Below are 26,033 nucleotides of genomic sequence, written 5' to 3' on the forward strand. Positions count from 1 at the left end.
GTTTATGCGGAACATTTCAAACACCAATTGCGTTTGAGGACTAGAGGGGGGGAGTATGATGAGAAGATATTCACTTATCGCCTTAATGTTTGCTACAGTTATGGTCCTGATTCTTAGCGGCTGCCAAAGTTCTATTGAGCCCAATCAAGTCAGAGTAAGTAAAATACCGAAGGAGCTACACACCTTCTCTCCTGGCGATATTACACAGGTTGATTCTATTGAAATGATGAGTGGTGGTGATGGTACTAAAAAACAACTACAGATCAAGTGCTGATTCAGGAATGGATTGAAAAGGTACGCGATTTAGAAATTGTAATTGATCCAGATCAAGAAGGTGCTACAGGGGTATTGTTCCATGTCACAATGTTTGAGCAGGGAAAAGAAGTGCTGTACATGACACCTACCGATATGAATCATCAGCGAATGCAGCCGCAGTTGGAATTGGCTGACCGAATGTCGGAACTTTATGATGCCATAGAATAAGAGTGTTATCATAGCCTGTATTCAAAGTGACTACATGCTGAAAAGTTCGATATGAATTATCCATCGTAATCATCTTCTAGTTTAGGTATGAATGGGGAGAGAAAGGGATCATTATTCTCCATTACTTTACCTCGGATTAAAGTGTAGACCTTAAACTGATTGAAGGATTCCGTATCATCACTATCTCTTACATAAAGAATTCCATAGGAACCCGGAGCTATTTCACCTACCTTTTTCAACACTTCGGCGGGATCATATTTTGATACAGGTTTGTGATTATCTAGGCCCGCTATCCATAGTTGAAAGTCACCATTAACTGCTCTCAAGTCCAAAACACCTGTAGGCCAATTTAGCTCCTCTACATATTCCCGCAGATGTTGAATAACTAAACCATATTGATACTCATCTTCTTCAAACGACGCACACTCTCTAATGGTTGCCCAGCCATGATATTCGTACATAATCTCTTCACAACCCCTCATCCGTATCTATGTGGGCTAGTTGACTATAAAGGTCATTATTTTTAATTTGTTCTTTCAATAATCGCTTTAAAGGGAGCATGTCCTGTTTCAACATTTCTCAGCAAAGTAGGCTTTCTAAACCTTAGACTACACTGTAATTTAAAGATCGCTGTTGCTTCATCTAGACCTATAAAGATTACATTAATCCATATAGGCACCATTGGCTCTAGACCGCAAAGAACATTCACCGTATTGATTAACGGTAACTGCTTTCCTCCTATATTATCCTCACTCAAAATATTCAATCGCATCATATCATCTGCACTATTCAATGGCTTATCCTTTTCCCTCACAGGCTCGATAATGAATCTATATTCACTAGATGTTAACCCAATTTCATTTGAGATTTCTTGAATTGTCTTTAATAAATTTTCTTTGAATATTTCTTTATTCATCTGTTTTATCTGTTCCAAAGTCATTCCTACTTCCCTGAAATTTTCGTACTTGAGACTTTAACAAGTTCATTGGTATTAACATATCCTGAAGGAGTTGTATCTATAGAGAATATTTCTAACCATGCATTTTTGGTTCTTACCCCAGCCTGTTCCAGAATTTGTGGAAATGCTCTTGTTTGTTCAACTGAGGGAGTGTAATGTCCAGATAAGTTAGTGATTCTTCTAACCTGTCCATCCGCATTTATCTTTAGCTTCCCTGCTGCTTGAACAGACTCACCATTTGCTAGGAAAGAATGACCTCTTCCTATATGAAGTTTGTTTTTCATGTCTATAACAAAATCCATCTCATTAAGTCCATTTACATCTTTCAGTCTTCCGCTCTCTATACTAAAGGTGAACTCTTTCCCAGCTTGAGCATCATCAGGAAACCTATTATTGATTTTTTGTGATGATACTATATTTCCCGGGCTCTTACTACCTGTACTTGCAGCCTCAATATTCTGCTTAATCTTCGCCACAGCAGGATTAGAAGCAGGCAATCGGTAAGGCCCTTTACTGCCCGGCATACTCCCGCGAACCATCTGAATCGCCATGAATATCTGACTAAACTTCAGAGAGGTCACCATCATCTGAGCATACTTATCGGATACAGGCTCTCCTGTCGTAGGATGAATCCCCATCTCAAACGCCTTGATCTGTAACGCAAAAATATCTTCCCCAGGCGGTTCAACGTTTACAGCTTGCATGCGATTAAAATCCAGATTTCCCTGATCCCTCTGATAAGCCTGAAGAGCAGCCTGATCCGCAACACCATTCTCGTTGACAGGCATCCATACCAATTTACCGAACATATTGATTTGCGCCATCCGATAGCCCTTGTCACCCGAACCTGAATCACCTGATGATTTGGTCATCATAGCTGCGGCACCGACCGCTCCAATTGCACTACCCAGACTTACCTTCTGAGCATCTGCATCTTGGAAACGCGTGGCGATATCCTTCAATTCCTTCGATGTATTCACCATACTCTCCAGCGCTTTATCCAGTATAGGTCGTGACTGCTCGAACTCATAGTAAAATCGCTCCTGCGTCGCGCCCATCCACATCATCTGAACGAACATGATCTGTCTCGTCAGATCACTTCGTATACTCTCCAACTGTTGTCTGGCCTGATCCACCTGATTCGATACGTGATGTAGTTGTTCAGGGGTAACTTTGATTGTACTCATAACGTTTCTCCGCTCATTCGAAATAGGATTATCCTATGTTAGCAGAAGTGTAATATGTAAACTATCCGGCTAACATCCTGATTTCACCCTGGTAAAAACACAAGCTGTGCTACTCATCAGTGCTATGGTCCTATATGCATATACCCACTTCAAGGCATATCCTACCAGTTTCAGTAAATACCTTTCCTACTTCATTTCCTCCAACATCACTCGATACCGTCCAATCTGCTCCGCTGTCGCCTCTTCCCGCAATGATTCCAACAATGCCGTGCACCTTATAAAATACCGATCCACCCCAAGCTTATCCGCTAAACGAATCGCCTTCAAAATGAACTCCACGGCCTTCTGTGGCCTTCCCATCCACTGTTCATACAAAGCCCGCTGATAACAGTAATGGTACATATCATCGTTGTTTGAAGAATCTATTTTCCTACCATCGCCCTGCATCTGATCCTCGAACACCTGTAAAACCCGATCAATCTGCCATCTATGCCGCACTGCTGCCTCCGTAATCACCTTCAGACCTGCCAACCATTCCTCCGGATGCTCAAGCAAAAAGTTTACAAACTCTTCCAGAAGCTCCACCTGCCCGGCTTCAATCTCAAGAGCATACCGATTCACCTGTGCCTTATGCTTGAATTCCTGCACCACCTGCATACCTACCTCATCCAGATCCTCCATCCACCCCAGTTCTGCATATTGATCGATACATGCCCGCGCCTGATCTACCTGTCCCATCTTCTGGTGAGCCATACCCCGCATTAGGTGACTGAACCCGTAATAGTAGACCAAGGGCCGCTCGATGTGTATGTGTGGTGCAGGCACTCCCTTTGACTGATACTCCTGCCGCTCTTCATGGATCGACTGCACACATAGATATAACATGTCCGCCCTCTCCATCACCTTGTTCCAATTTTCAAAAGCCACAGCCATATCCAACATTTCAACAATGATGTCCGGTTTGAGTGATTTTAGGATAGCAGTTCGCAAAAGAAGATCCTCCTTTGATAGAATATTACTCCTGTGAAGTGATGATACCCTTTTATTATACTACTTAAAATGCGTAAATTGTACCATTATTGCTATATATTTTAACCTGACTTTTATGACCCATCTTATCTAAGCTTAATATGAGGTGATTCATATGTCAGGGTTACGCCAATTAATAGGCACACGAATTAGAGCAATGCGAAACACTAAAGGGCTTACGCAACAAAAGCTGGCTGATATTGCTGGTTTAGATTATAGATATATCGGAGCATTAGAAAGAGGCGAAAGAAACTTTTCCATAGATACGTTGGAGAAGGTTCTACTCGCCTTAGATATTTCTATGAGTGAATTAATGTATTTAGATAAAACTATTGAAGGTGAAGAAAATACAATTGTACGGATAAGAGCCATTGATGAATTCATTGTTGCTACAGGAAACCTAAACAAAAAGCAGATAGAAACAATTCTAGAAATTAACGAAAGAATCTTTAAGCTACTCTAATTTCAAAAACAACAGTCCAATTTCATAGCAGCAATCCTATCTAAGGTTTCATAATCTAAGCATCCATTCTATCTACAACAAAAGGGACTAGTGAGGTAGGTTTGTTCTTCATCCTGGGTCACCATTTTTTGAAAATCACAATCGTGATATACTATCTATGAGGTGATCGTATTATGTCGAATGATTTGGTTAATAAACAATCTATTCATGCAAAATTACAACATCTTTCTATTGATGAATTAAATGATCTTATATACAGATACTACAACGGGGATAAAACAGCAGAGTTAATTATCGAATATAGTGTAAATGTAAGCCCTTCTGGTCTATATAAGTTGTTTCCTCCAATTGTTGAAGATACTAGATGTCTCTACTGTGAAAATTCACTACTAATTCGCCCAAGACAGTCAAGGTCTTCATACTATAAAAATAGTATACCAACCTGCCCTGCTTGCGGACATCAAGATTCCAAAAATTGCTCCTGCTCTTCTTGCTTCACATTAAGAAAAGAAACAGAATACAAAAATAAAAAAATTCAACAGGAAAAGATATTCTCTACATATCAATTGAACAAATTAACTAAAGTGAAATTTGAAGATCTAAATCTTCGTGATAAATTATATTTGGCTACTTTACTAAGAGCTGGGTTAGATGAGAGTTTGGGATATATAGAACCCGTAAATAAATATCTCCAAATACTCACACCTAGTAATTCAATGACCGAAGAATTAGTTAAATCATTATTTCATAAGAGAATAATAGCTGTTCATCCTTCTTCTTCAGCGAATGCCTTCAAGGATGAAATTGAGGACTTTCCAAATACATTCTACACCTACAAAGTTTTGTATCATGTGAATGTAGATGAACCCGTAGATAGAATGCTTAATCCAGATAGGAGCTCTTTTTTAGAAGATGTAGACTTTTGTTATTCTCTTTGGCAAGAAATTGCTCTTGAAGAATGTAAACAGTATTTAACCTATAGCCTTGAAAAGGTCGGGTTTGAATTTTCAATTGGAGAAAAAACTGTAGCTTTGTTAAAAGACTTGTTGTTGAACTTTTCCACATCTCAGATTTATGCAATTATATACAGAAGTATCGCTAACGCTACAAAGTATTATCAAGAATCAAAAATCCCTAAAAAACAAGCTGCTAATTCTGTAATCACTAATTGTCAAAGGATGGGGGAGAGGGCTCTAGCTGAAAATTGGATTATCACAAAATATAAAAGAAATTACGATTTACCCGCAACTTTTATCAGTGAAATATTTTTCAATAGAATACTTGGTATTGGTAATCGAGGGTTTGATGAACCTCCCTCATTGAATTTTTGAATCAATGTTCATTAACTCAAAAATAAAATACCTATGTATATTTAATAATCCAAATTCGAAATATAGCACACGAATTTGGATTATCAACTTTCTAAGAGTAGGCTGTAATTATACAAAACTAAAAATTATCACCATTTATAATTTTCATCATATACTCATTTCTTAACAATCTTTCTTGCTTATTATTGACTCCCTCTTTAGCCGCTAATGCATAATCTGCTGGTATATTTTGTTCAAATGACTCAAGTCTCTCTTTCAATTCTTCAACTGATATATCTAAATTTTCTATTTTCTCATATAAGCTAGTTATAAGAGTAAATGCATTAGCCTTATTATACCAGTATGACTTAGTATCAAGATCCATCGACATTATTAGCTTTGCTACATTGTTTAACTTGATCATGACTGAATCTTTATCAGGATATTCTTCTGAATATCGGATAAGTGCATCCTTACTTATATTTCTTGCAAAAATACCCATTTTTATTGTGCCCAGAATATTTAATGCCAACATTAACGGAACTTGTCTGGATTTTTCGTATCCAGTAAATATAGGGGAGTCTATTAATAAACTCTTTATTTCTTCAATATTTTGATTTTTTGACCATTCCAGGAATTGTATTGGAAAGTTTGGCTTGTAAATTGTTGTAGGATCAGATTCATCATTATCATCATCTTCTTCCACTTCTCGTACAATGTCTCCGATAAGAAGCTTAGCAATCAGCATGATTTCAGTCGGACCGTATTCCGATGACATCTTCTCTATGTTGGATAATGAATAGTAAGTTCTATTCAATCTTTTAAATATTTCTAATACTTGAGGATCATCATGTCTTATGTCTAATTCAATCACTGCCATTTCATATTTCAGAAATGCCTCTTTCTCTTCGTTTGAAAGTGTAGCCCATTTTTTTCCATCAACTTCCAGATTCCCTTCTATAAATCCTATTATACTGTTAAGTCGTTGCTGTCCATCAACAATAAAAGATGTTGTTACCATGGCCACCACATCTAGGTCACCTTTCGCAACAAAAATCTCTGGAAAAGGGAGTCCCATCATTATTGTTTTAATAAAGTCGATTCTGTGTATTTCTCGCCAAACAAAGTTTCTTTGAAAATATGGCGATAGAATAATTCGATTCGATTTAATTTCATTAACTATATCCAATAACTGTCTTGTACGCACACTATATTTGACATTCATCATAAACTTATTCCTCCTAATTTCTCCATGTACTTTTTTAGAGCTTCTATTTGTTTAAATTCAAAAAAATATTGAGTTGCGTAAATACCAGCATTTATATTTTTAAATAAACCATGATGTTGATTTGATAATTTATTAAAAAAGTTCCACCATTCTTGTTTTTCATTACATTGAGGCATTAAGTCAGGTCTAAATATACCCTTAGATAAGTAATCTCTGAACTGTTCAGTTACAGGTCTTCTACTACGAGGATCTATTTTGAAAACACTTTGATCACTATATCCTTTTGTAACAATGTAACTCAACTCCATGTAACTCATAAATAATTCTGGGCTTATGATAGCAATATCAAGATCTGATTTACCCTCTACAAATTCAGTCGATTTAAAGTAACTTGTTCCTGTCTTTGCCGAGCCAACAACATGAACTGCGCTAAAAGGAACTTTAAAAAAATTACTTATCTCATTGAATATGTGAAACCCAATCTCTTCTCTTCCTTCAAATGCTTTTGTAGGGTAACAAATATATAACTTCCTTACTATTTCTTCCTTTGATACTTCAGTATTCCAGTCTCGTTTTAGAGTTTCTGTGTGCATTTATAACACCTCTACTTTATTATACTAAGGATTCACAGGAAATACATTTTATAAAATTACTTCAAACAACTCCCCGCTCAAACTCCGCAAACTCCACTCTGTTCCGCCCATTCTGCTTCGCCTGATACAAGGCCTTATCCACCGCAGCAAACAGCTGGGTCAAATATCCCTCCGGATTGTCTGGCACATGCTCCACTTCAAAGTCCTCAAAGGACAGAATCCCAATACTAATCGTAATCGACACCTGCATAATCTCGTGATCCACCATGATGCGGTTGGACTCCACAGCTGTTCTCACGCGCTCCGCGATCTGGTTCGCCAAATCATGCTCCGTGTGCGGAAGGTAGATCATGAACTCTTCCCCGCCATAGCGCGTCAGAATATCGGTACTGCGAATCGATTGTTTGACCGCCTCCGCCGTGCGGACGAGCACTTCATCCCCGATGACATGTCCGTAGCGATCATTGATCGCTTTGAAGTAGTCAATATCGAGCAACAGGAGTGAAAATGGTGTTTTGTATTGAATATTGGTAATCACCTCATGATTCAGGTGTTGGGTCAGATATCGACGGTTGTAACAGTTGGTTAAACTGTCTGTCAGTGCGAGTTCCTCCAGTTTGCGATTGGCCTCAGATAACTCCTGACGGATCAGGTCCAGCGCCTGGTTTCGCTCCTGAAGCGTTACGTTCTGGCGATTCATCTCTTTCACATAGAAACGCTCCTGTGAGACATCCTGGAACGTAAGGATATGACCAATCGGTACAAGAGCCGAATCCACAATCGGAGAAGATTGCAGGATATAGTGCCGAATGTTGTTGTCCCGCTCCACGATCACTTCAATGTGAGATAGGGTATTTTCTTTTTTCTTATAATGATTCACGAACTCCCGACAGCTGCCCACGACTTGAACAGACTCCAGAAAGGCTTCCATATCAAAAGAATCCCCCACATGCAGATCCATAAAGGATCGCGAGGCTTTGTTCGCTTCAACAATGACTTCATTCTCATCCAGTACCAGGATGCCATATGGAATCGTATTGATCACGTCCTCATGCGCGATGGAGACCAGATCGAACACATTGTATCTTTTGATCACATAGACGAAGAACAGGTCCGACAGAAAGATCCCCAGCGATGTCATGCCAGGAATGATCGGCAACCAGCGGGCTAGAACGACATTCAGAATCGCATCGATTGTTGCAAAAACAGCCAACACCAAGATACCCCATAGGGTGATCCGTACCTGTTTTTTGATCATGGCAGACGTCTGCGATGAATACACCGCCCGGAACAGAACGACGAGGGAAGCCAAGAAATAGCTCACCAGAATAACCATCACAACCCAGAACCAAGGGCCGTAAGCCCGCTCGATGTACCCGCCCTCCAGGGGAATGACGAACTCGTTCCATGGATTTGCGACTACACCTATAGCCCCGATCACCGCAGGGACAAATAGCAGGAAGGTTCCTTTTGCACTCAACCGCTCCGCGTAACCGGTAATAAAGATCGTCAGTAGAAGCCACCCGCTCCCAAGCAGAGAGACCGCAACGAAAGACAACATGACATAGAACAACTGCAGACCAGAATCATCCGTGAGTGTACTGGCAAATTGACAGAAAGGCCAGAGCATCATCAACCCGTGAAACAAAAAGTACACCTTATGTAAGTTCGTAATTCTAACCGTAGCAAACACATATACACCTACACCGAACAATAGGACGAATAAAAAGAGATCATACCATACTAATGGGTTCACGAATCTTCTCCTTCTTAGATGCTACAATGACAACGTGATTGCTCATAATTCTATGGGATACCTATATAAAACTTCAATAAACACCTATACAATACCGCTACGTCAAACATTGGTTAATTTAACCATATCTTATCACACCACCATAAGGGTGAGTAGCCCATACACTGGAAGTCTGACCAACCTCTGATCGAAATCCTGATCTATTTTGCGTTTTTGTGAAGGAATCTGACTGTTCCACAAAAAAAACCGCCCATATCCAACGGAGCGGCCAGCCAGCAATTGGTTTGATTCAAATAACCCATATCATTCGCGGAGTTTATCTCTCCGGCAGTAGTACTTAACCTTCTGATCGGGGACATCTACTCTTCCCGTACTTTGGCTATGATTTGCTCATGACCAAGTCAACGTTCGCCTTCAACGACCTGCTTCTCAGCGATCAACAGCTCCAATTGTTGCTTATAACGTGTCTCGTTTCTGAGATATGCTTCATGACTCATCCCGACCAGATCAGATTCATATTTAGGGGAATAAAAGGGTTCGTTGTCTGAGAATAAGTCTGGGTTATCCTTCAGCAACTCCGTGATTACCTCTGACGTCTTAGCCGCATCGCACACTCTAACAACGGCATCACCGAGCTGTCCTTTACGCATTGCACCTTCGCGAACCAATACCTCGTCTACTTTCCAGAAATGCTCCGACCACGGCAACCCACTATGTCTGCGGGACGGTACTGAAATCTGGCTTCCATCCGGTAAAACCGAATAAAGCATCTCATGCTCGTCCGTCATTCTGCCTGGAATGTCCACCCACTCTTCGACGCCATGGATAAATGTGTTCCGCTTCAAGTCAACGCCTACTAACAAGATCGTCGCTTTCCGATCCAGCAGTTTCCCCCATACTGAACCTCTCGCACACGGTGTATCAAAGAGATGATCGTCCTTCGTAAATGCCTCTGCATCCCTCCCGAGTGCCGCTACCGAGTGTGTAGGATGCCACGAACGAACCACGCCCGGACGTTTACGGAAAAGCTCAGGTAGAATACCCACGCAGCATACAGAATTTTCCACGTGAAACATTGGGTTATCCGCATTAATGGTAGACCACGTATGAGTGGGAAGCACCAACAATCCGTCTTTCATATAATCGCTGCAGGCATCAAGCACCGTATTTGCTCCACCTTCAACCTCGCCCAAACTCTTCATTGAAGAGTGCATAAGCAACGTACCTTGGCGATCCAAACCGAGCTGCTCCAGTTGCTGCATCAAGCTTTCTTTTGTGTACATATCCTTTCCTTACCTCCTACATTTCTTATCTCTTTTCGATGGAAAAGCAAATTCTTGCTCAGCTTCACATCATGCTTCTCAGCATAACAAACAAAGGGCCGAGGGTTAACCCCCGGCCACAGAGAAAAAAATTGGTTGAGTTCAGGCAGTAGCTGCCAATCCACTTTTACTTAATAATAACGTACTCCAGATTCACCAGCTTCGCATATGTCACGATCTGATCTGTCGTCAGGTTCAAGGATACAACCGTATGGTGACCGCCACCATTTTCGATCCATGCTCTAACGCCATCCTGGAAGTTCGGCTTCACGCTCCACAATACACGTGCTACCGGCAGGTTAGGTGCTGGAACGGTAGGCTCGAATGCAGATACTTCATTGATCAGCAATTTGTAATGTGTACCGAAGTCTGCCATGGAAACCACGACACCTTCGCCTGCCTTGCCATCGAATACAAGACGCGCCGGATCTTCACGATCGCCAATGCCCAGTGGGGACACGATGATTCTTGGTTTTGTGCTAGCCAGTGTAGGATCTACTTCAAGCATATGGGATTGCAGGATCGCTTCCTGTCCAGCAGCCATCTCGTAGGTATAATCTTCCATGAAGCCCGTGTTCTCGTTATGGGCCATGATTTTCAGCAAACGATCCAGTGCAGCTGTTTTCCAGTCACCCTCACCGGCAAATCCGTACCCTTGCGCCATCAGGCGTTGCACTGCCAGGCCCGGAAGCTGTTTCATGCCATGCAGATCTTCGAAGTTTGTCGTGAAGGCACTGTACCCACCATCGTCCAGGAAACGTTTGATCGCAATCTCATAGCTTGCTTGCACACGTACGCTGGCTTCCCAAGCTTCCTTGCTGTTCGTGCCATAATCGAATTCGTACAGGTCTTTATACTGAGCAATCAGATCATCGATTTCCTGCTCTGTTACGGCGTTCACGTATTGCACGAGGTCGCCAATGCCGAAGTAATCAACCGTCCATCCGAATTGGATCTGCGCTTCCACTTTATCCCCTTCGGTCACGCCAACGTTGCGCATGTTATCTCCGAAGCGAGCAACTTTGAGGTTGAAACCTTCGTTAAAGGCAACCGCTACGTCCATCCAGTCTGCAACCTGTTGCTGCACTTCCGGGCGCTCCCAGTAGCCAACAACGATTTTATTTTGTTTTTTCAAACGAGCATTAATGAAGCCATATTCGCGGTCACCATGTGCCGCTTGGTTCAGGTTCATGAAGTCCATATCGATGGTTGCCCACGGAATGCTTTCGTTGAATTGAGTCGCCAAGTGCAGCAAAGGTTTTTGCAGCAATTTTGTACCACGGATCCACATTTTCGCCGGGGAGAATGTATGCATCCATGTGATGACACCTGCTACTTCGTCGCGATAATTGACTTCTTTCATGATGCTCGTGATTTTATCTGCGGTTACCGCCAGATCCTGCAATACGAGCGGGTATGGCAGAACACCGCTGGCATTAAGGGCATCCGTGATTTTCTGTGCGTTAGCTTTTACTTCACCCAGTGCTTCTTCACCGTACAAGTGCTGTGAACCGACCACAAACCAGAACTCTTTTGCTGCTGTTGCTGACATATAATCATCCTCATTTCATTATTTTATAGTTGGACAAATGGGTTTACACTAGTCACTCCGATTGCAGTACCATCTTCTGATCGCTGGTTATCCCCGGATTTCTTTGATCAATTTTAATAAGGATGATATCCGGTTATAAAGGCGAGCGCTTCGCTTCTTCAGATTGGTTCTGCACTCTCCGTTATCGTGTAAAAAGTATGGTTAAACAAATGGGTTACACTGGACCACTGCGAAGCCAGAATAATCTTCCGATCACTGTTATCCCCAGATTTTTTTGATTCCCTTTTCTAAAGGGAAAATCCGGGGATAAAGGTGAACGCTCCGCTTCTCCAGCTTTCTTCTGTCTTCTCCGTTATCGTGTAAAAGTTTTATACAACTTCGTTGGCAGTAGTAGCACAAGACCTTTTCGATTGGATTAGTGTCATCCGATCGATACGCAAACTAATCACTTTTGTCCGTAATACGCGTCTTTTCCGTGTTTACGCAGATAGTGTTTATCCAGGATGCCTTGTGGTAGTTCTTTTGCGAAGTTATTTAACTGCCGCGCGTACAGGTTCATTTTGCATACTTCCTCCAGCACGACACTGTTCACCACTGCTGACTTGGCATCTTTCCCCCATGTAAATGGTGCGTGACCATGAAGCAGTACTGCCGGAACCGCCATCACATCAATTCCACGCTGTTCAAACGTTTCAATAATGACACGTCCTGTCTCCGCTTCGTATCCACGATCCACCTCGTCCTGGTTCAGGAAACGTGCACAAGGCACCGCCCCATAGAACGTATCCGCATGTGTGGTTCCCATTACAGGAACATCCAGTCCGGCTTGCGCCCAGATGGTTGCCCACGTGGAGTGTGTATGCACAATGCCACCAATCTCCGAGTAATGCTTATATAGTACGGCATGTGTTGCGGTGTCCGAGGAAGGTCTCATCTCACCCTCCACCACGTTACCGTCCAGATCAACCACAACCATATCGCTTGCTTTCATCACATCGTAGCTTACGCCACTTGGTTTAATGACGAACAGACCGCTTTCCCGATCGATTGCGCTGACGTTACCCCAAGTGAATTTTACAAGTCCATGCTTGGGCAGTTCCAGATTCGCCTGGAATACCTCTTCTTTCAGTTGTTCTAACATGTTATTCCCTCCCGTTCTCTAATAGTGCGTGTTCAAAAAGTCGGTTTTCAGTACCGAGAAGATGGGATGAAGCTAGAAATGGAGTAGCGGAGCGTAGATAGAGCTACGTGAGCAACGGACATTTCGGCTGAATTCTATATTCGATGTTGATGATGCCACTAGGCATCCTTCGTAATCAAAAGCGGTCTTTTTGAACGTTCTCTACCAGATGGTTTACAGCTGCATGCTCAATCGCAAGTCCACTCCGGTAGCGTTCGATAAATGCTTCAAATCCCTTCACATCCGATGCATCTGGCGCCACTTCGACTCCCTCAACATCGTTGAAGACTTTCTGCTCCAGGAACACATCCAGGCTCTCCTCTTGATCCTTGTTGATCATGTACGAAGCCAGAAGCGCCATGCCCCATGCGCCACCTTCACCAGCGGTAGACATTACCGACACCGGTACGTTCATTGCAGCAGCTACAATTCGTTGTCCGACGACAGGGGTCTTGAACAGACCACCGTGAGCCAAAATGCTATCAATGGCTACATTCTCTTCCTCCGTCAAAATGTCCATACCCAGCTTGAGTGCACCGAATGCACTGAACAGATGTGTCCGCATGAAGTTCGCCAGATTGAAGTTGCTTTCCGGGGAGCGGACGAACAATGGACGGCCTTTTTCAAGGCCTGTAATGTTCTCGCCGGAGTAGTAACCGTAGCTAAGCAAGCCACCACCATCAGGGTCTGCCTCCAAAGCCTTGTTAAACAGCACGCTGAACAACTTGCCGTTATCCACTTCATATCCCATCGCTTGAGAAAACTCACGGAACAGTCCCACCCAGGCGTTGATATCACTGGAACAGTTGTTGGCATGCACCATCCCTACTGGGCTACCATCCGGTGTGGTGACCATATCGATCTCCGGATACACTTTGGATAGTTCCTTCTCCAGTACGATCATGGCAAATACCGAGGTGCCGACCGAGATGTTCCCCGTGCGTTTCTTCACGCTATTCGTTGCCACCATACCCGTTCCGGCATCGCCCTCTGGCGGGCAGAGCGGAATGCCTGCTTGCAGATCTTGCGAAGGGTCAAGCAACTTGGCCCCCTCTTCTGTCAATGCACCTGCGTTCTCACCAGCGAGATATACCTTCGGAAGCAGGTCCTCGACCTTCCACGGATAACCTTTGCCTGCGATCCGTTCATCGAACTGTTGGATCATGGATGGGTGGTAATTATGTGTAGCCTCGTCAATTGGGAAAATGCCTGAAGCATCGCCGATGCCAATCGCCTTATTGCCTGTCAGTAACCAGTGGATATATCCTGCCAAAGTAGTCAGATGATCGATCTGAGGTACGTGTACCTCTTCGTTTAAGATGGCTTGGTACAAGTGGGCAATGCTCCAGCGTTCAGGAATATTGAATTGCAGAAGTTCCGTCAGCTCCCTAGCAGCTGCTCCCGTCGTCGCGTTACGCCAGGTGCGGAAAGGCACCAGCAGTTCGCCAGCGCTATCCAATGCCACATATCCGTGCATCATGGCCGAAAATCCGATCGAACCCACCGTTCGCAGCGTAATTCCGTATTTTTGTTCCACATCTTGCTTCATCTCACGATAAGCCGTTTGCAGACCTGTGATGATATCCTCCTGGTTGTACGTCCAATATCCGTCTTTCAGAAGGTTCTCCCATTCATAACTGCCTGACGCGATGGTCTCAAAACGCTCGTCAATCAACACCGCCTTAATCCGCGTTGATCCAAATTCAATTCCGAGCGAAGTAGCGCCATTAGTGATGGCTTCTTTCAAGTCCAATTGACTCATAATCACGTGTATCCCCTCTCCGGTTGTCATTCCACATCCCTAAGGATGCATATATAAGGTGAAGCTTCTACTTATGCAGTAACTACTCATGAATTTTGTATAAGAGGTTGTTCAAAAATCTGTGTTTTCAAAGAATGCGCTTTCCTTTTCTGACAGCCTTAGTATATTTTTTGTACGTACATTTGTCAATCATATATAATAGTTATACTTACAAAGGACACATATTGTACTCTAATTGAGCATTCAAAGGTCATATACGGCTATAAAATGGCTATGCTGTAAGGTACACCTCTCTGCTAAAAGGTAGGATATGTACGGTTTATTTCGAAAAATGTGCTGTTTTATATGCATTCAAACTGAATCATGCTAAAATATGTACGTACAACTATTGAACAACAAGGTTGATATAGATGAGTAACGATGAAAGAAGTGGACTACGTGAAGCCAAAATACCAGATCATCATTGATGATATAAAGAGTCATATCCTCTCGGGGGCATATAGCATAGGCGAACAGATTCCAACCGAGTTGGCATTACAGGAAAGCTACAATGTAAGTCGCCAGACGGTGCGAAAGGCTATTTTGGAGTTATCAAACGAAGGATTTTTACGAAGCGAAAAGGGTTCAGGAACTTATGTTAGCAATCAGTATCGATCCCGATCAGGCGGCAATACGTCAAAAAAAACCATTGGCGTGATTACAACATACATCTCGGATTACATCTTTCCTTCCATTATCCGCGGTATTGAGAGTCGTCTGAATGAGGACAACTACTCGTTACTGCTCGCCAGCACCAATAACGATGTGGCACAGGAGAAAAAAGCACTCGAAATGATGCTCTCCTACGGTGTGGATGGCCTGATTGTGGAACCGACCAAAAGTAATCTGTATAATCCCAATATTGCATACTACCTGTCATTCAAGGAGCAGGATGTACCGTTTACGATGATTAATGCCTTTTATGAAGAGCTGGAGGTTCCTTTCTTCTGTCTGGATGACGTGCAATCCAGTTATCTCGCCACACGTGAATTGATCGCCAAAGGCCATACCCAGATCGGCATTATTGCGAAAATGGATGATTTGCAGGGTAAGTACAGGATGAAAGGGTACATCAAAGCACTTGGTGAAGCGAAGTTACGGTTCCATCCTGATCAAGTGCTTTCCTTTGATACCGCATCGAAACCGGAGTTATCCTCTAATGTAGCAGCGTATCTGGACGAAAACAGAGATTCGCTGACCGCACTCGTTTGTTACAACGATGAAGTAGGTCTTGAAGTCGTGCACGCCTGTAGGCAACTGGGTATCTCGATCCCGGATGAGTTATCCATCATTGGACAGGACAATTCATACATCGCCAAGAACGCCAACATCCGGCTCACCACACTAACTCATCCGCAAGAGCAGATGGGCCGTGATGCTGCCGATTGGGTAATCAAGAATCTGCAAGGCAAAAAGGATCTGCCAACGAACACCTACTATCAGCCGGTGCTGGTTGAGGGGGAGACGGTGAAGGAGATCGAAGTGGAGTAATATTGGTGCGGAAACGGAAAAGCGAGAAAGTTGTTACCGAGCGTTCCTGTCCAACACACTTAAAGAAGGCCGTCAGAATCATCTGCGGCCTTCTTTGTTCTTGTTCCATATAATGAGGGATTAACCTTTTCCGATATAAATAATTTAATCTGCTTTAGCCGAAACAGACACCACTTACTGCGCCTGATCCGCTTCTTCGCTTACCAAGCTTACAACGACGCCTTTTTTCTTCAGGTTCTCTACTACCTGCTCAGCACGATCATTCAAAGGATTGTTCGCCAGATATACCTCTGTCAGATGTGGGATGGTTTCGAGCACTGCAATATCCTTAATGAGGTTATCTTCTACATATAGATACCCCAAGGTCGGATGATTTTTTAAAGGTGTCAGATCCTGAATTGTATTATCATTCATAATGAGCCATTCCAGCTTTAACTTCTGAAGAGGACTTAGATCAGTCACCTGATTCCCACTGGCGAGCAGACTGGTCAGCTTACGCATATTTTTTAATGGAGCCAAGCTTTTGATTTTGTTATCATCCATAACCAGATTTTGCAGATTAGCCAGACCTGATAATGGCGAGATATCTGTAATCTGATTGCCCTCAACCGCTAAGAACGTCAATTTCTTTAACTTGTTGAGTGGTTTAATATTTTTTATATTTTGGCCAGGCAAGAATAAATCCGTCATATTAACGGCATGTTCAAGACCTTGCAAGTTGGAAATCTTACTTTTCGTTTCCATAGCATATATGGATTTTAGTTTTTTTAAATCGCCGGCCTTTATTTCCTTCTTAGCAGGCAGCTTCAAATCTGCTCGAATAACTTTGGCCAGGACTGGGTCCTTAATAAGCGACGACGCAGCCATTACACTCGTTGTTGGTAATAGAACTAACACCAAACATATAACAATCAAATTTTTGATGAATGGATTACGCATACAGAGTCTCCCTACATTTTATACTGGCAATACACCGTTATCTGGAATGAAATGCATGGATATTGCCTTTATCACGGGCAGGATTCCAACACCTGGGATCTCAAGTACGTGTAAGAACGATCTGATCCCCGGAACGGGTGATTTTGTAGATACCTTCCTGCATGTCGATGCCATAATGTTTTTTCAGCAACCACTTGGCATTGAAATCCGTCTCGACGACCACCAGATAATCGTAGCCGCTCAGAAGGTTGTCCATATTATCCTCATAGAACAACACGATCCCGTCCACATGTGGAGCATATAAGAAATACTTCCCTACATATTGCATGTAATAGTTCGTGACCTGCTGGTCCCTGTCTGAGGCGTAGAAGAGATATCTATTATTATCCTCCTGCCCACCTGGGTACCACCGATCACCGGTAACCGCATGAATCTTGTAAGGGAGCGTTGTATCGTAGGTCTTGGCAATCGAGACGATCCCGTTGTATTCCGATAAAAGGATGGTCGCCGCAACCGCCATACAGCCGATAATCCCTTTTTGATAATGACCCTTCGTCTTGACCGTCTTAAAGGCTTGATAATCAGGCACTTCACCGATCCGGTAGTGGAATGAACGCTCCAGATCAATCGCAGCGCACAACACCAATCCACCGGCAAACAGCACCACGATACTTGATGCATAACGCTCAAATCCTGCCAGGACAATGGCCTCGTCGAGAGGCATGGAGAAGAGATATAACGCCAGGATACCTGCATAGTACAGTAACACTACAACGTCCAGCGCAATTAATGCTTTCCATAAGTTCCACTTCTTCTTGAGTACAACAACGGCAAATATCGAAGCACCGATCGCGACAAGCTGGAAAAGTACAATGCCGAGCACAGGCCTGGACGTGATATCCATGCTTGATTTCAGGAAGAGCATCAGAATCTCCCATTTCTGTTCCCCCGTCTTGCCCGCTTTGATCACCGAGGCTGTGCCCTCGAACTTGTTATCAATCCCTTGGAATACCGTCGCCATTCGCCAGCTCCAGCCGAAATACGGAAGTAATGAACCACCAATGGCACCCAGCACAGCCAGTCCGACTTTCCAGTTCGAACGCTGCCCATTTCTCAACCATGTATACACCAGGAAGATTAGGCCGATCGCGGCGAAAATAATCCCTGTGCTTTTGATAATGGTTAGCAATCCGGCAAGCGGAAGAACAACAATACATGCCTTTTTGATCTCATGACGATATTGGTAAATAACCGCCAGGATCGCGAGCGCGTAGATCGGAAGCAAGAAATCCACGAGTAAATTGGTAATCCGAATCGTAAGATTGAAAAAAGAAAGCGTCGATAAACCGAGTCCGAGAAAAGCGTACAAAAGAAAGCGTTTCTTCTCCGAAACGATGCCGAACATGGCATAAAAACAGGAAAAGATCAGCAGACCTTGTGCCAAAAGCATCACGGACTGGGAATGCCCCATGAAGCGACAGACATAATAAATAAATGACGAAGTCCCAAGCGGATAGTTTTTAAAATCAATCAGGTTGGAGTCTGGCGTCGGAAAGGCATTTGTACTCAACATCTGCTTCAAAACGATAGCCCAGTGCGAGAAATTATCGTAGTGTGTCAGTTCATTTTGGAACAGAATCAGCAAAAAGATGAACGTTCCGCCCAGAAAAGAAAACTGAAATAACGAGAACAATACATTTGGCTTGGTCCCTTGTAGGACAGCTCGAACCAGCGTACCTCTAACAAACACCAAACCTAGTATCAACACAATGATACTTCCTATAAAGAGCTGACCTGCCAAGCCAGCGAAATATACGATGCAGGCAATCGAGGAAAACACAAATACAGGGATAAACTCCCACCGTAGTGCAAGTGTCTTCCGAACAAACTGCATATAACCAACAAAGGAGATTATCAATAAAACTCCCATCACAAAATGAAGCACAATGAGCATCTTGGTCTCTCCTAACCCTCTCTGGTGGAACGATCGGAATGTGGCTGAATCAAATCAGTCAGCAATTGGTCGATCAGGCCCTTCTCTACAATATCATCGATATTCTCCACCGAGAGAAGTACTTCGCGCTCACGGGCTGTCGTTTTTCCCGTATGTTGCAGAATGACTTCAATATTACTCTTCGTATAAAAAGTAACCACCGCTCCCGAAGCAATATCCCCATGGAAACCCGTCGCGGAAAAGAAACGATAATTGAAGCTTCGCAGTGTACAGCTAGAATCATTGGTGAAATGAACTGGAAGCTGAAGGGAAAGCCGCGGCATTTTTCGCTGATCCGATCTGGGTTGAACAATACGTTTTTTCACATTACGTAACATATCGTCATAAGCCGTATCCCACAGATTCATCTGCTCTGGCAAGGAGTGTTTACGGTCGTAGATGATTTGCATATATTGGCGGTTATCATGCTCATCGACTGGCTGAACCGTTGCGGAGTAACGCCAGCCCTCTCCATCCTGTTTCACATAAACGATGACTGCATCGAGGTTGGCCTCATATCGCTCGGTTTTGACGACCAGAGAGATGATCTTCTGCTCAGCCAAATAAATGGGATAAGGGACATAGAAGGCAATCCCTTGTTCAGATACATCCACCGTTTTGGCCTGATACCGCAGATTGTTGGCTTGATCGTGGATCATGACATCTTCCTGCGCCCGAATCCGTTCTGTCTCCCGATACGCACGACGGCCAATCATGAAGAACAGGGCGTAACATAGCGCGATCATGTTATGAACCAGCCAGAAAATAATGATACTGCTGAAGAACAGCGCGATCCCGTACTTGCCGTTGACATACCGAATCACGGCCGCAATGGAAAGCAACAGCAGGAAAATATGCGGAAGTGCATATAACAGAGCAGACATCCATTGTCGACCGTTCGCTCTGCTTTTGTTGGTAACTTTGAACTTTTTCTCACGAATGCCCACCGTCTCCAGGAGAACCGGCCAGATCAGATAAGGCATAAATATCGTATCGATAACCTGACTCCATCGCTGATTCCGAATATTGCTGGACAGATATCGCATGGATAGACTATAGAAGAAATAGGATGGAAGCCAGAATATTAAGATTTGCCAGAAGGTTGTATTTACAATCTGGAAGTCGAATAACGCAAACAAAATAGGCGCCAAAATGAATATCAAGCGGTTAAAGAAGGACCACCAGTATAAGAAACTGCTCAAGTAGGTTACTCTCGTCCAGAAAGGAAGCTTCCCCGATATAGGTGCACGCGTATTCTGCAGGCTCTGAATGATACCCCTTGCCCAGCGAATCCGTTGCTTAATCATGCTCTTAACTGTGGTTGTCGTCTGCCCGGCAGCTTGAACTTCCTGAGTAGCATAGGTAATATAACCTTCCTGCTGCAAGCGGATGCTTGTCTCAAAGTCCTCGGTGATCGTATTAAGCGGAAAACCTCCGATGTCTTCCATGCCCTGCCGGGAAATGATCGTATTACTTCCTGTATAGGCTACCGCATTGGAGGCATTACGCAGGATGTTCACTTCTCTGGAGAAGAAATCCTGTTCATTCGGAATACCTTGCTCTGCATACAGGTTAAACTGGAATAGATCCGGATTGTAGAAGCTTTGCGGGGTCTGTACCAGACCAAGCTTGAACTTAGGGTCCATCTCGTCCTCTCGGCGAGGACGCCATACCTCATTCTCCTTAATAAACGTGGAGAGCATGAAATAGGGTACCGTTTTCATCAAAAAGGTGTGCTGTGGAATCATATCCGCATCAAACGTTGCAATGAGCGGCGAAGAGCTTTTGCTCAGTGCATTGTTCAGATTACCAGACTTGGCATCCTTGTTTCCGGGGAACCCCAGATATCCCACGCCAAACTGTCTGGCAAGCTCCTCCACCTCTGGTCTCGCTCCATCGTCACAGAGATAGATATGAACCTTCTGCTTGTCCGGGTAATCCATGAACGTACAGGCATTAACCGTTTTATATAACAGATCAACAGGCTCATTATGCGTAGCAATAAATACATCCACATCCGGATAATATTCCGGTGGCACAATTGGAAAGTCGAGCTGTGTACGTTCTTTTTGCATCTTTTGAAAGAATAATTCAAAGGTTGTCAGTACGGTGACCGTTTCAGCGACAATCAACAGCATACCAAAAATGACGTTCAGAACGCCTTCACCCCATGGCAACGTAAAGAACGTACGCCATACCAAATAAATCGACATCAGGATCATCGTGATGACAAAAAAGATATTCTGCCTTTTTTCGTTTTGCACTACAACTGCTTCCTCCTTGCTGCAAATACCCATCTTCGCTGCAATTGGAAACTGAGCAGGAACAGCAAGGCATCACAGACGAATTTCGCCAATTTCTCATCTACGAAGAGAACGGTATGGAATATATATACACCGGTACTGGAAAGCAAAATCACTACTCCACATAACGTTAGATAGCGCCATAAACTTCCCTGGCTATCCTCCTTGCGGAATACAAAATGTCTGTTCAGTACATAGTTGACTACAATGGAAATAACTCTCGCAATCACGGTTGCAAGCAGAATTCTTAAATAGTGCTGCTCACCCAACACGGGCCGCAACGCGTCTATTAAAAACCAGGCAATGCCCAAATCCACAACAGAACTAGCCACCGATGATGAGATGAACCGCAGGAAATTGGAGAACAACACCCCCATGACCCGAGCACTATCCTGGATCGCTTTAAAATGAGTGCCCGCATTGCCATTCTCATAGATGACTTGGATTGGCATGGTATGAATCGGTATCCCAGACTGAATGCACGAGATAAGCATCTGCAGCTCATATTCAAATCGAGTGCCGCGAACATCCTGCATAAACGCAAGTAACCCTGGACCGAAGGCACGAAGCCCAGTCTGGGTATCTGACAGTTTTTTACCATAGAGCATGGCAAAAATAAAGGAGGTCATCCGATTGCCTAACAGGGACTTTGGGGGGATATTCCCCTCGCTGAAGTTCCTTACCCCGAGCACCAACGAATCCGGATGAAGCCTTGTTTCTTGGGCTATGCGGTATACATCCTCAGCTGCGTGTTGTCCGTCTGAATCTGCGGTTACGACGAAAGAAGATGCGTCGAATTGCTTCCCAATATACTCAAATCCGGTCTTGAGTGCAGCACCTTTGCCCTGATTTTCCGCATGTGTCAGCAGAGCACAACCGTTCTCACGAAGCTCCTCGAAAATCGACTGGTAGGCCTCACCAGATCCGTCGTCCACAATAACAATATTAGTAAATCCATACTCTCGCAATTGCCGTACATAGGCTGGAAGTCTCTCATCCGGTTCAAGCGATGGAATGAGGATGATCGTTTCGCCGTTTTGTCTATCTATAATCATCCCGATAAGCCTCAATTCGACATATTTTCACAAATTCTTTTTTGAATATTGTGAGTATAACATCGAAAAGGCATACAGTAAACGAATAACTTGTATATATATTGGTAAAAAAGTTGCACCCTTTTATAAGCTAGTTTATAGGCGGAAAATACTAGTTGAGGGTTGGTCTAGCACCACTCGAACAATTGCACATTTGGCTCTCGTTTCAGCACATGTACAAGCATAGCATGCAGTTGTCCACGGTGGTGATAGAAGTGCGCCTGCGTATCCAGAAGCCACTCGAAGCGTGAATGAACGCCTCCCCAGAATACAGTCTTTTCTCGTAATAGTTCATCTTCTGTCTCCATCGACCAATTGGACATGCTTCGACTTACAAATCTAGACGGATGGCCACTTATGCGGATCACGAATTTGAATTAGAATGACCGTAGACGATTGAAAAAGGCTGTGATTCCAATGTTATTCGATAGAGACAAATGGTTGCAGTATGGCATTCTGCGCGATGAGCCTTCTCTCGCTGAACGATTGCCAGAAACACAGTTGCTTGAGAAGGAAACGCTAACGAAGATGTTTCTTCAATATCCCAGCGTTGTACTGAAGCCTCGCAATGGGAGTTACGGAAGGGATATCCTGTTCATTAGACGAGACGGCGCAAATGCTTATCGTATTCAAAATGAAAATAACACGGTCACCATGAGAGACAACGAGCAGTTACTCGAATGGCTCGAACAAACAAACAAAACTGATGAATATATTGTCCAAAAGCGTCTGCAGCTTGCTCAAATTAAACACAGGCCGTTCGACATTCGGATCATGGTTCAGCGCAAAAAAAGCCCCTCGTCCACTTGGAACGTGACAGGTTCCTATGCTAAAGTTGCAGCACAAGGATATCAAGTCACCAATGTGAATAACCGCCCCATTCCAGTGCTTAAGGCACTGAAATTAGCTCGAATTGGGGATCGGCGCTTGCTTGTTAGAGCGGAACAAGTTGCACGATTAGCCGCTAATCGATTGGGAGAGCATTACCCCATGCTTAGACAAGTCGGGTTCGATATAGCCGTCGACAAGAAACGGCGAATTTGGATCATCGAAGGAAATTATCAACCGGATTTGCGCCCTTTCCGACGTATGAAAGACTCCTCGATGTACCGCAGAATATTATGGTACAAGAAACATTAAAACGAAAAAAGGCGACCTGCCTGCTAGCCCGGGCAAGTCGTCTCTTCATATTTCGTACCTAATCTCAATACTAACCCTCTTCGGTTATTTCCGGCATTTTCTAATCGCACTTGTAACACGTGTCACTCGGAACTGATTTACCCCTACCTGTATAATGGCGAACTGGCTGTACGACGTACCTGAAGAGGTATATGGCTCGGCTTCAATATTTCCACTCGGTGTTCTAACCGTCGCGGTGATTCTAGTTACCAGGCACACACCACGGTCGGAAGATCTCCAAGTCTCGTCACGCTGAACACTATATCTATCGTTGCTACAAAAGATGGATGCATACTCCACTACCCCACTTGCATTAAACGAAGTAGAGTTATAGATCTGAACAGGGTCATAACCACCTCTAGGTGCTCCAGGTCTTCTATTTCCCATTCTCAAAACCTCCTTTTTTATTGATAGTCTATTAAATGCAATTGAATGGTTTTGGTAAGGTATAAATGTGGACAAGGTAGAAAAAGTGTGTTTGTACAGTGGTCGCAAACACGAAAAAAGCCACCCTTTACTGTACAAAGGTGGTTCGCGAATTATAGAACACTGCCACTATCATCTTATTGGCCAATTGAGTCGAAATGGTACATCATAGACGGTCAAAACTCCCCACATGCAGATACTTCTATTCTGCCGCCTCCACCAACCATGCTTGCATAGCCGGAGATTCCGCCCGATTTAAACGTAAGGCGATTTCAGTATTGATCTCATCTGGCGGCATGACTTCAACAAGGACACATACGGACTCTCGCGTTTGATTTAAGGCAAATATGCCTTCATCATCGAGCATTTTCATCGCCAGCTCCATGGCGTTCAGCCTCACATCCAATTCACGATTCCAATCATCATTCTCCAGTTCCGCAATGAAAGGACGCTCGTTATATCGTTGTTTGACACCGTCAAAGTGATCATCCCCAAAACAACAATAGGGCGAATCCGCATACGACCATTTGATGAGATCCGCAATCGTGGATACCGGCGTATCACTTTCCTCTGCTTGCCTAGCCGATTCCAACGCCAAAGCTTCCCACGACCAAGCGGAGATGCTTGGGGCATGTCCCTCGCCAGTAGTGTACAACGTACAATAATAGTAACGTTCACCATTTTCAAAAAGGGTGCAAAATGACGTTCTGGCGGCAGCGGCGATCTCTATGGCCAGTGTCTCTATTTCTTGCATCGGCTTCACAATTAGAGTTCCCCTTTCCATTCGTTGTTCATTTGCCCCTTCGATATGAATTGGCTATTTGGACTAGATACCAGACACCTGCACCCACAAGGGCAGCAAACACCAAATTAATGCAGCCGAACACGATGAGTGACTTTGCTTGGCCTGGACCCATCCGGAAAGCGGTAACAAGCTGGAAGACAGCAGGTAGCAAAAATGCCAACCAGGAGACGGTTATAAGCTTTTCTGTCCTGAAGCTCCACCATACTGCTGAACATGAGGCAACTAGCAGTACCCAGGTACAGATAAGCTTTAGGGCGAACATCATTCCGTCCCCCTCCTATTTGCCATGAACCACAAGTCCATATTTACCGAATATCCACGATTGGCTCAAGCCGTGGACTGCATCATGGCTTATACGAACAGAGGGCTTTTGCTCCTTCATCGCATCTGCATCAAGGGCTGAGAAGCGAAGGGGTTTAGTTATTTTTTTGATAGAGTCTCTTATTTCATCGAAAAACGCATAAGTTGCCGGTTTATGTTCCCGGATATCCTCATATATATAGTACTTTCCTTTTTCATCTTCCAAATTAACTCGGAATCCTTTCGGAAATGAAAGTAAGATACACGGCAGTTCATCCTCTGCCCATTGTTCATGATATGGAAAAGAAACCCCTTCATTTCTCACAAAAAATCCTGAACTTTCTTGATCCGATGCAATAGAAATAGAGTAAACAAAGAAGGGATGGATGTCATCTCTCTTTTCTCCTGCCACAAAATACTGATAGAACGTCTGATACTCCTCGTACACCTGATTATAATCATGCTCTGTTCGGGCAGCATTGGTACGATAGAATTGCGCTTGCCGATGCTCCAAAAGCTGCAAAAGGCTTTTAAACTCTTCAGGAGTGATGAAGAATCTCAGTTTATAGAATCCGCTATGCTTTAATTTGTCCATTTCTTTTCGCTCACCGCCCTGTTTAGAAATGTTATGCCAATGACCT

At 43.7% G+C, this 26,033-nt stretch carries 25 protein-coding genes; 6 read left to right on the forward strand and 19 right to left on the reverse strand.

The window, feature by feature from the left end; genetic code table 11:
• The first annotated feature begins 58 nt into the window (after nt 1-58).
• Together ACETMN_RS32770 and ACETMN_RS32775 are read left to right on the forward strand one after the other, a co-directional pair.
• Nucleotides 59-274 carry a hypothetical protein gene (locus ACETMN_RS32770; RefSeq protein WP_411735604.1) on the forward strand — a complete coding sequence of 72 codons (216 nt, stop codon included), beginning with the start codon at nt 59-61 and terminating at the stop codon, nt 272-274.
• Nucleotides 268-483: a hypothetical protein gene (locus ACETMN_RS32775; protein WP_411735605.1), complete on the forward strand. Its 216-nt coding sequence runs from the start codon at nt 268-270 to the stop codon at nt 481-483. The genes ACETMN_RS32770 and ACETMN_RS32775 overlap by 7 nt, the downstream gene beginning before the upstream one ends.
• Nucleotides 484-539: 56 nt before the next feature.
• Here ACETMN_RS32775 and ACETMN_RS32780 read toward each other — a convergent pair whose 3' ends face one another.
• The 4 genes from ACETMN_RS32780 to ACETMN_RS32795 form a co-directional block, all read right to left on the reverse strand.
• Complete coding sequence (locus tag ACETMN_RS32780) at nt 540-944, reverse strand: Imm7 family immunity protein (RefSeq protein WP_411735606.1); 405 nt, start codon at nt 942-944, stop codon at nt 540-542.
• Between the two features lie 62 nt (nt 945-1,006).
• A complete protein-coding gene (locus ACETMN_RS32785) occupies nt 1,007-1,423 on the reverse strand; it encodes a hypothetical protein (protein ID WP_411735607.1) in 417 nt (138 codons plus the stop codon).
• Between the two features lie 2 nt (nt 1,424-1,425).
• Nucleotides 1,426-2,628 (reverse strand): WXG100 family type VII secretion target, encoded by a 1,203-nt coding sequence (locus ACETMN_RS32790; protein WP_411735608.1) that lies wholly within the window; start codon nt 2,626-2,628, stop codon nt 1,426-1,428.
• A 186-nt stretch (nt 2,629-2,814) separates the two neighbouring features.
• The gene (locus ACETMN_RS32795) at nt 2,815-3,618 is read right to left on the reverse strand and encodes a DNA-binding protein (RefSeq protein ID WP_411735609.1); all 804 of its coding nucleotides are present in this window, start codon (nt 3,616-3,618) and stop codon (nt 2,815-2,817) included.
• A 154-nt stretch (nt 3,619-3,772) separates the two neighbouring features.
• Here ACETMN_RS32795 and ACETMN_RS32800 point away from each other — a divergent pair, with 154 nt between their 5' ends.
• Nucleotides 3,773-4,120 (forward strand): helix-turn-helix domain-containing protein, encoded by a 348-nt coding sequence (locus ACETMN_RS32800; RefSeq protein WP_411735610.1) that lies wholly within the window; start codon nt 3,773-3,775, stop codon nt 4,118-4,120.
• A 173-nt stretch (nt 4,121-4,293) separates the two neighbouring features.
• Entirely contained in the window at nt 4,294-5,451 is a 1,158-nt protein-coding gene (locus tag ACETMN_RS32805; protein WP_411735611.1) for a hypothetical protein, read from the forward strand.
• A 118-nt stretch (nt 5,452-5,569) separates the two neighbouring features.
• Here the strand turns inward: ACETMN_RS32805 and ACETMN_RS32810 are convergent, their stop codons facing one another.
• The 7 genes from ACETMN_RS32810 to ACETMN_RS32840 form a co-directional block, all read right to left on the reverse strand.
• Nucleotides 5,570-6,658: a DUF262 domain-containing protein gene (locus tag ACETMN_RS32810; RefSeq protein WP_411735612.1), complete on the reverse strand. Its 1,089-nt coding sequence runs from the start codon at nt 6,656-6,658 to the stop codon at nt 5,570-5,572.
• A complete protein-coding gene (locus ACETMN_RS32815) occupies nt 6,655-7,251 on the reverse strand; it encodes a hypothetical protein (protein ID WP_411735613.1) in 597 nt (198 codons plus the stop codon). The genes ACETMN_RS32810 and ACETMN_RS32815 overlap by 4 nt, the downstream gene beginning before the upstream one ends.
• Before the next feature lie 61 nt (nt 7,252-7,312).
• Entirely contained in the window at nt 7,313-9,007 is a 1,695-nt protein-coding gene (locus tag ACETMN_RS32820) for a diguanylate cyclase (protein ID WP_411735614.1), read from the reverse strand.
• Between the two features lie 401 nt (nt 9,008-9,408).
• The gene (locus ACETMN_RS32825; protein WP_411735615.1) at nt 9,409-10,290 is read right to left on the reverse strand and encodes an AAC(3) family N-acetyltransferase; all 882 of its coding nucleotides are present in this window, start codon (nt 10,288-10,290) and stop codon (nt 9,409-9,411) included.
• Between the two features lie 166 nt (nt 10,291-10,456).
• Nucleotides 10,457-11,881: an L-arabinose isomerase gene (gene araA, locus ACETMN_RS32830; RefSeq protein WP_411735616.1), complete on the reverse strand. Its 1,425-nt coding sequence runs from the start codon at nt 11,879-11,881 to the stop codon at nt 10,457-10,459.
• Nucleotides 11,882-12,326: 445 nt separating this feature from the next.
• Complete coding sequence (locus tag ACETMN_RS32835; protein ID WP_047840995.1) at nt 12,327-13,022, reverse strand: L-ribulose-5-phosphate 4-epimerase; 696 nt, start codon at nt 13,020-13,022, stop codon at nt 12,327-12,329.
• 175 nt (nt 13,023-13,197) lie between these two features.
• On the reverse strand, nt 13,198-14,823 hold the full coding sequence (locus ACETMN_RS32840; RefSeq protein ID WP_411735617.1) for a xylulokinase: 1,626 nt from the start codon (nt 14,821-14,823) through the stop codon (nt 13,198-13,200).
• 438 nt (nt 14,824-15,261) lie between these two features.
• Between ACETMN_RS32840 and ACETMN_RS32845 the strand changes: the two genes are divergently transcribed.
• The gene (locus ACETMN_RS32845) at nt 15,262-16,353 is read left to right on the forward strand and encodes a GntR family transcriptional regulator (protein ID WP_411735618.1); all 1,092 of its coding nucleotides are present in this window, start codon (nt 15,262-15,264) and stop codon (nt 16,351-16,353) included.
• A gap of 174 nt (nt 16,354-16,527) precedes the next feature.
• Here the strand turns inward: ACETMN_RS32845 and ACETMN_RS32850 are convergent, their stop codons facing one another.
• The 5 genes from ACETMN_RS32850 to ACETMN_RS32870 all read right to left on the reverse strand — a co-directional run bounded on the left by ACETMN_RS32850 (nt 16,528) and on the right by ACETMN_RS32870 (nt 23,005).
• Complete coding sequence (locus ACETMN_RS32850; protein WP_411735619.1) at nt 16,528-17,097, reverse strand: leucine-rich repeat domain-containing protein; 570 nt, start codon at nt 17,095-17,097, stop codon at nt 16,528-16,530.
• 295 nt (nt 17,098-17,392) lie between these two features.
• Entirely contained in the window at nt 17,393-19,246 is a 1,854-nt protein-coding gene (locus ACETMN_RS32855) for a hypothetical protein (RefSeq protein WP_411735620.1), read from the reverse strand.
• A gap of 11 nt (nt 19,247-19,257) precedes the next feature.
• Entirely contained in the window at nt 19,258-21,549 is a 2,292-nt protein-coding gene (locus ACETMN_RS32860; protein ID WP_179198383.1) for a glycosyltransferase family 2 protein, read from the reverse strand.
• Nucleotides 21,549-22,643, reverse strand: a complete 1,095-nt coding sequence (locus ACETMN_RS32865) for a bifunctional glycosyltransferase family 2/GtrA family protein (protein ID WP_091012257.1) — start codon at nt 22,641-22,643, stop codon at nt 21,549-21,551. The genes ACETMN_RS32860 and ACETMN_RS32865 overlap by 1 nt, the downstream gene beginning before the upstream one ends.
• Nucleotides 22,644-22,810: 167 nt before the next feature.
• Complete coding sequence (locus ACETMN_RS32870; protein WP_091012255.1) at nt 22,811-23,005, reverse strand: hypothetical protein; 195 nt, start codon at nt 23,003-23,005, stop codon at nt 22,811-22,813.
• 94 nt (nt 23,006-23,099) lie between these two features.
• Here ACETMN_RS32870 and ACETMN_RS32875 point away from each other — a divergent pair, with 94 nt between their 5' ends.
• Nucleotides 23,100-23,822, forward strand: a complete 723-nt coding sequence (locus tag ACETMN_RS32875; RefSeq protein WP_091012253.1) for a YheC/YheD family protein — start codon at nt 23,100-23,102, stop codon at nt 23,820-23,822.
• Nucleotides 23,823-23,906: 84 nt separating this feature from the next.
• Here the strand turns inward: ACETMN_RS32875 and ACETMN_RS32880 are convergent, their stop codons facing one another.
• The 3 genes from ACETMN_RS32880 to ACETMN_RS32890 all read right to left on the reverse strand — a co-directional run bounded on the left by ACETMN_RS32880 (nt 23,907) and on the right by ACETMN_RS32890 (nt 25,987).
• Nucleotides 23,907-24,248, reverse strand: coding sequence for a hypothetical protein (locus tag ACETMN_RS32880; RefSeq protein WP_047841001.1), 342 nt, complete (start codon nt 24,246-24,248; stop codon nt 23,907-23,909).
• A 241-nt stretch (nt 24,249-24,489) separates the two neighbouring features.
• Complete coding sequence (locus ACETMN_RS32885) at nt 24,490-25,041, reverse strand: DUF4303 domain-containing protein (RefSeq protein WP_223200025.1); 552 nt, start codon at nt 25,039-25,041, stop codon at nt 24,490-24,492.
• Between the two features lie 328 nt (nt 25,042-25,369).
• A complete protein-coding gene (locus tag ACETMN_RS32890; RefSeq protein WP_091012248.1) occupies nt 25,370-25,987 on the reverse strand; it encodes a hypothetical protein in 618 nt (205 codons plus the stop codon).
• Nucleotides 25,988-26,033 lie beyond the last annotated feature (46 nt).

Source organism: Paenibacillus sp. M2, from assembly GCF_046713495.1.
Lineage (GTDB): Bacteria > Bacillota > Bacilli > Paenibacillales > Paenibacillaceae > Paenibacillus > Paenibacillus amylolyticus_B.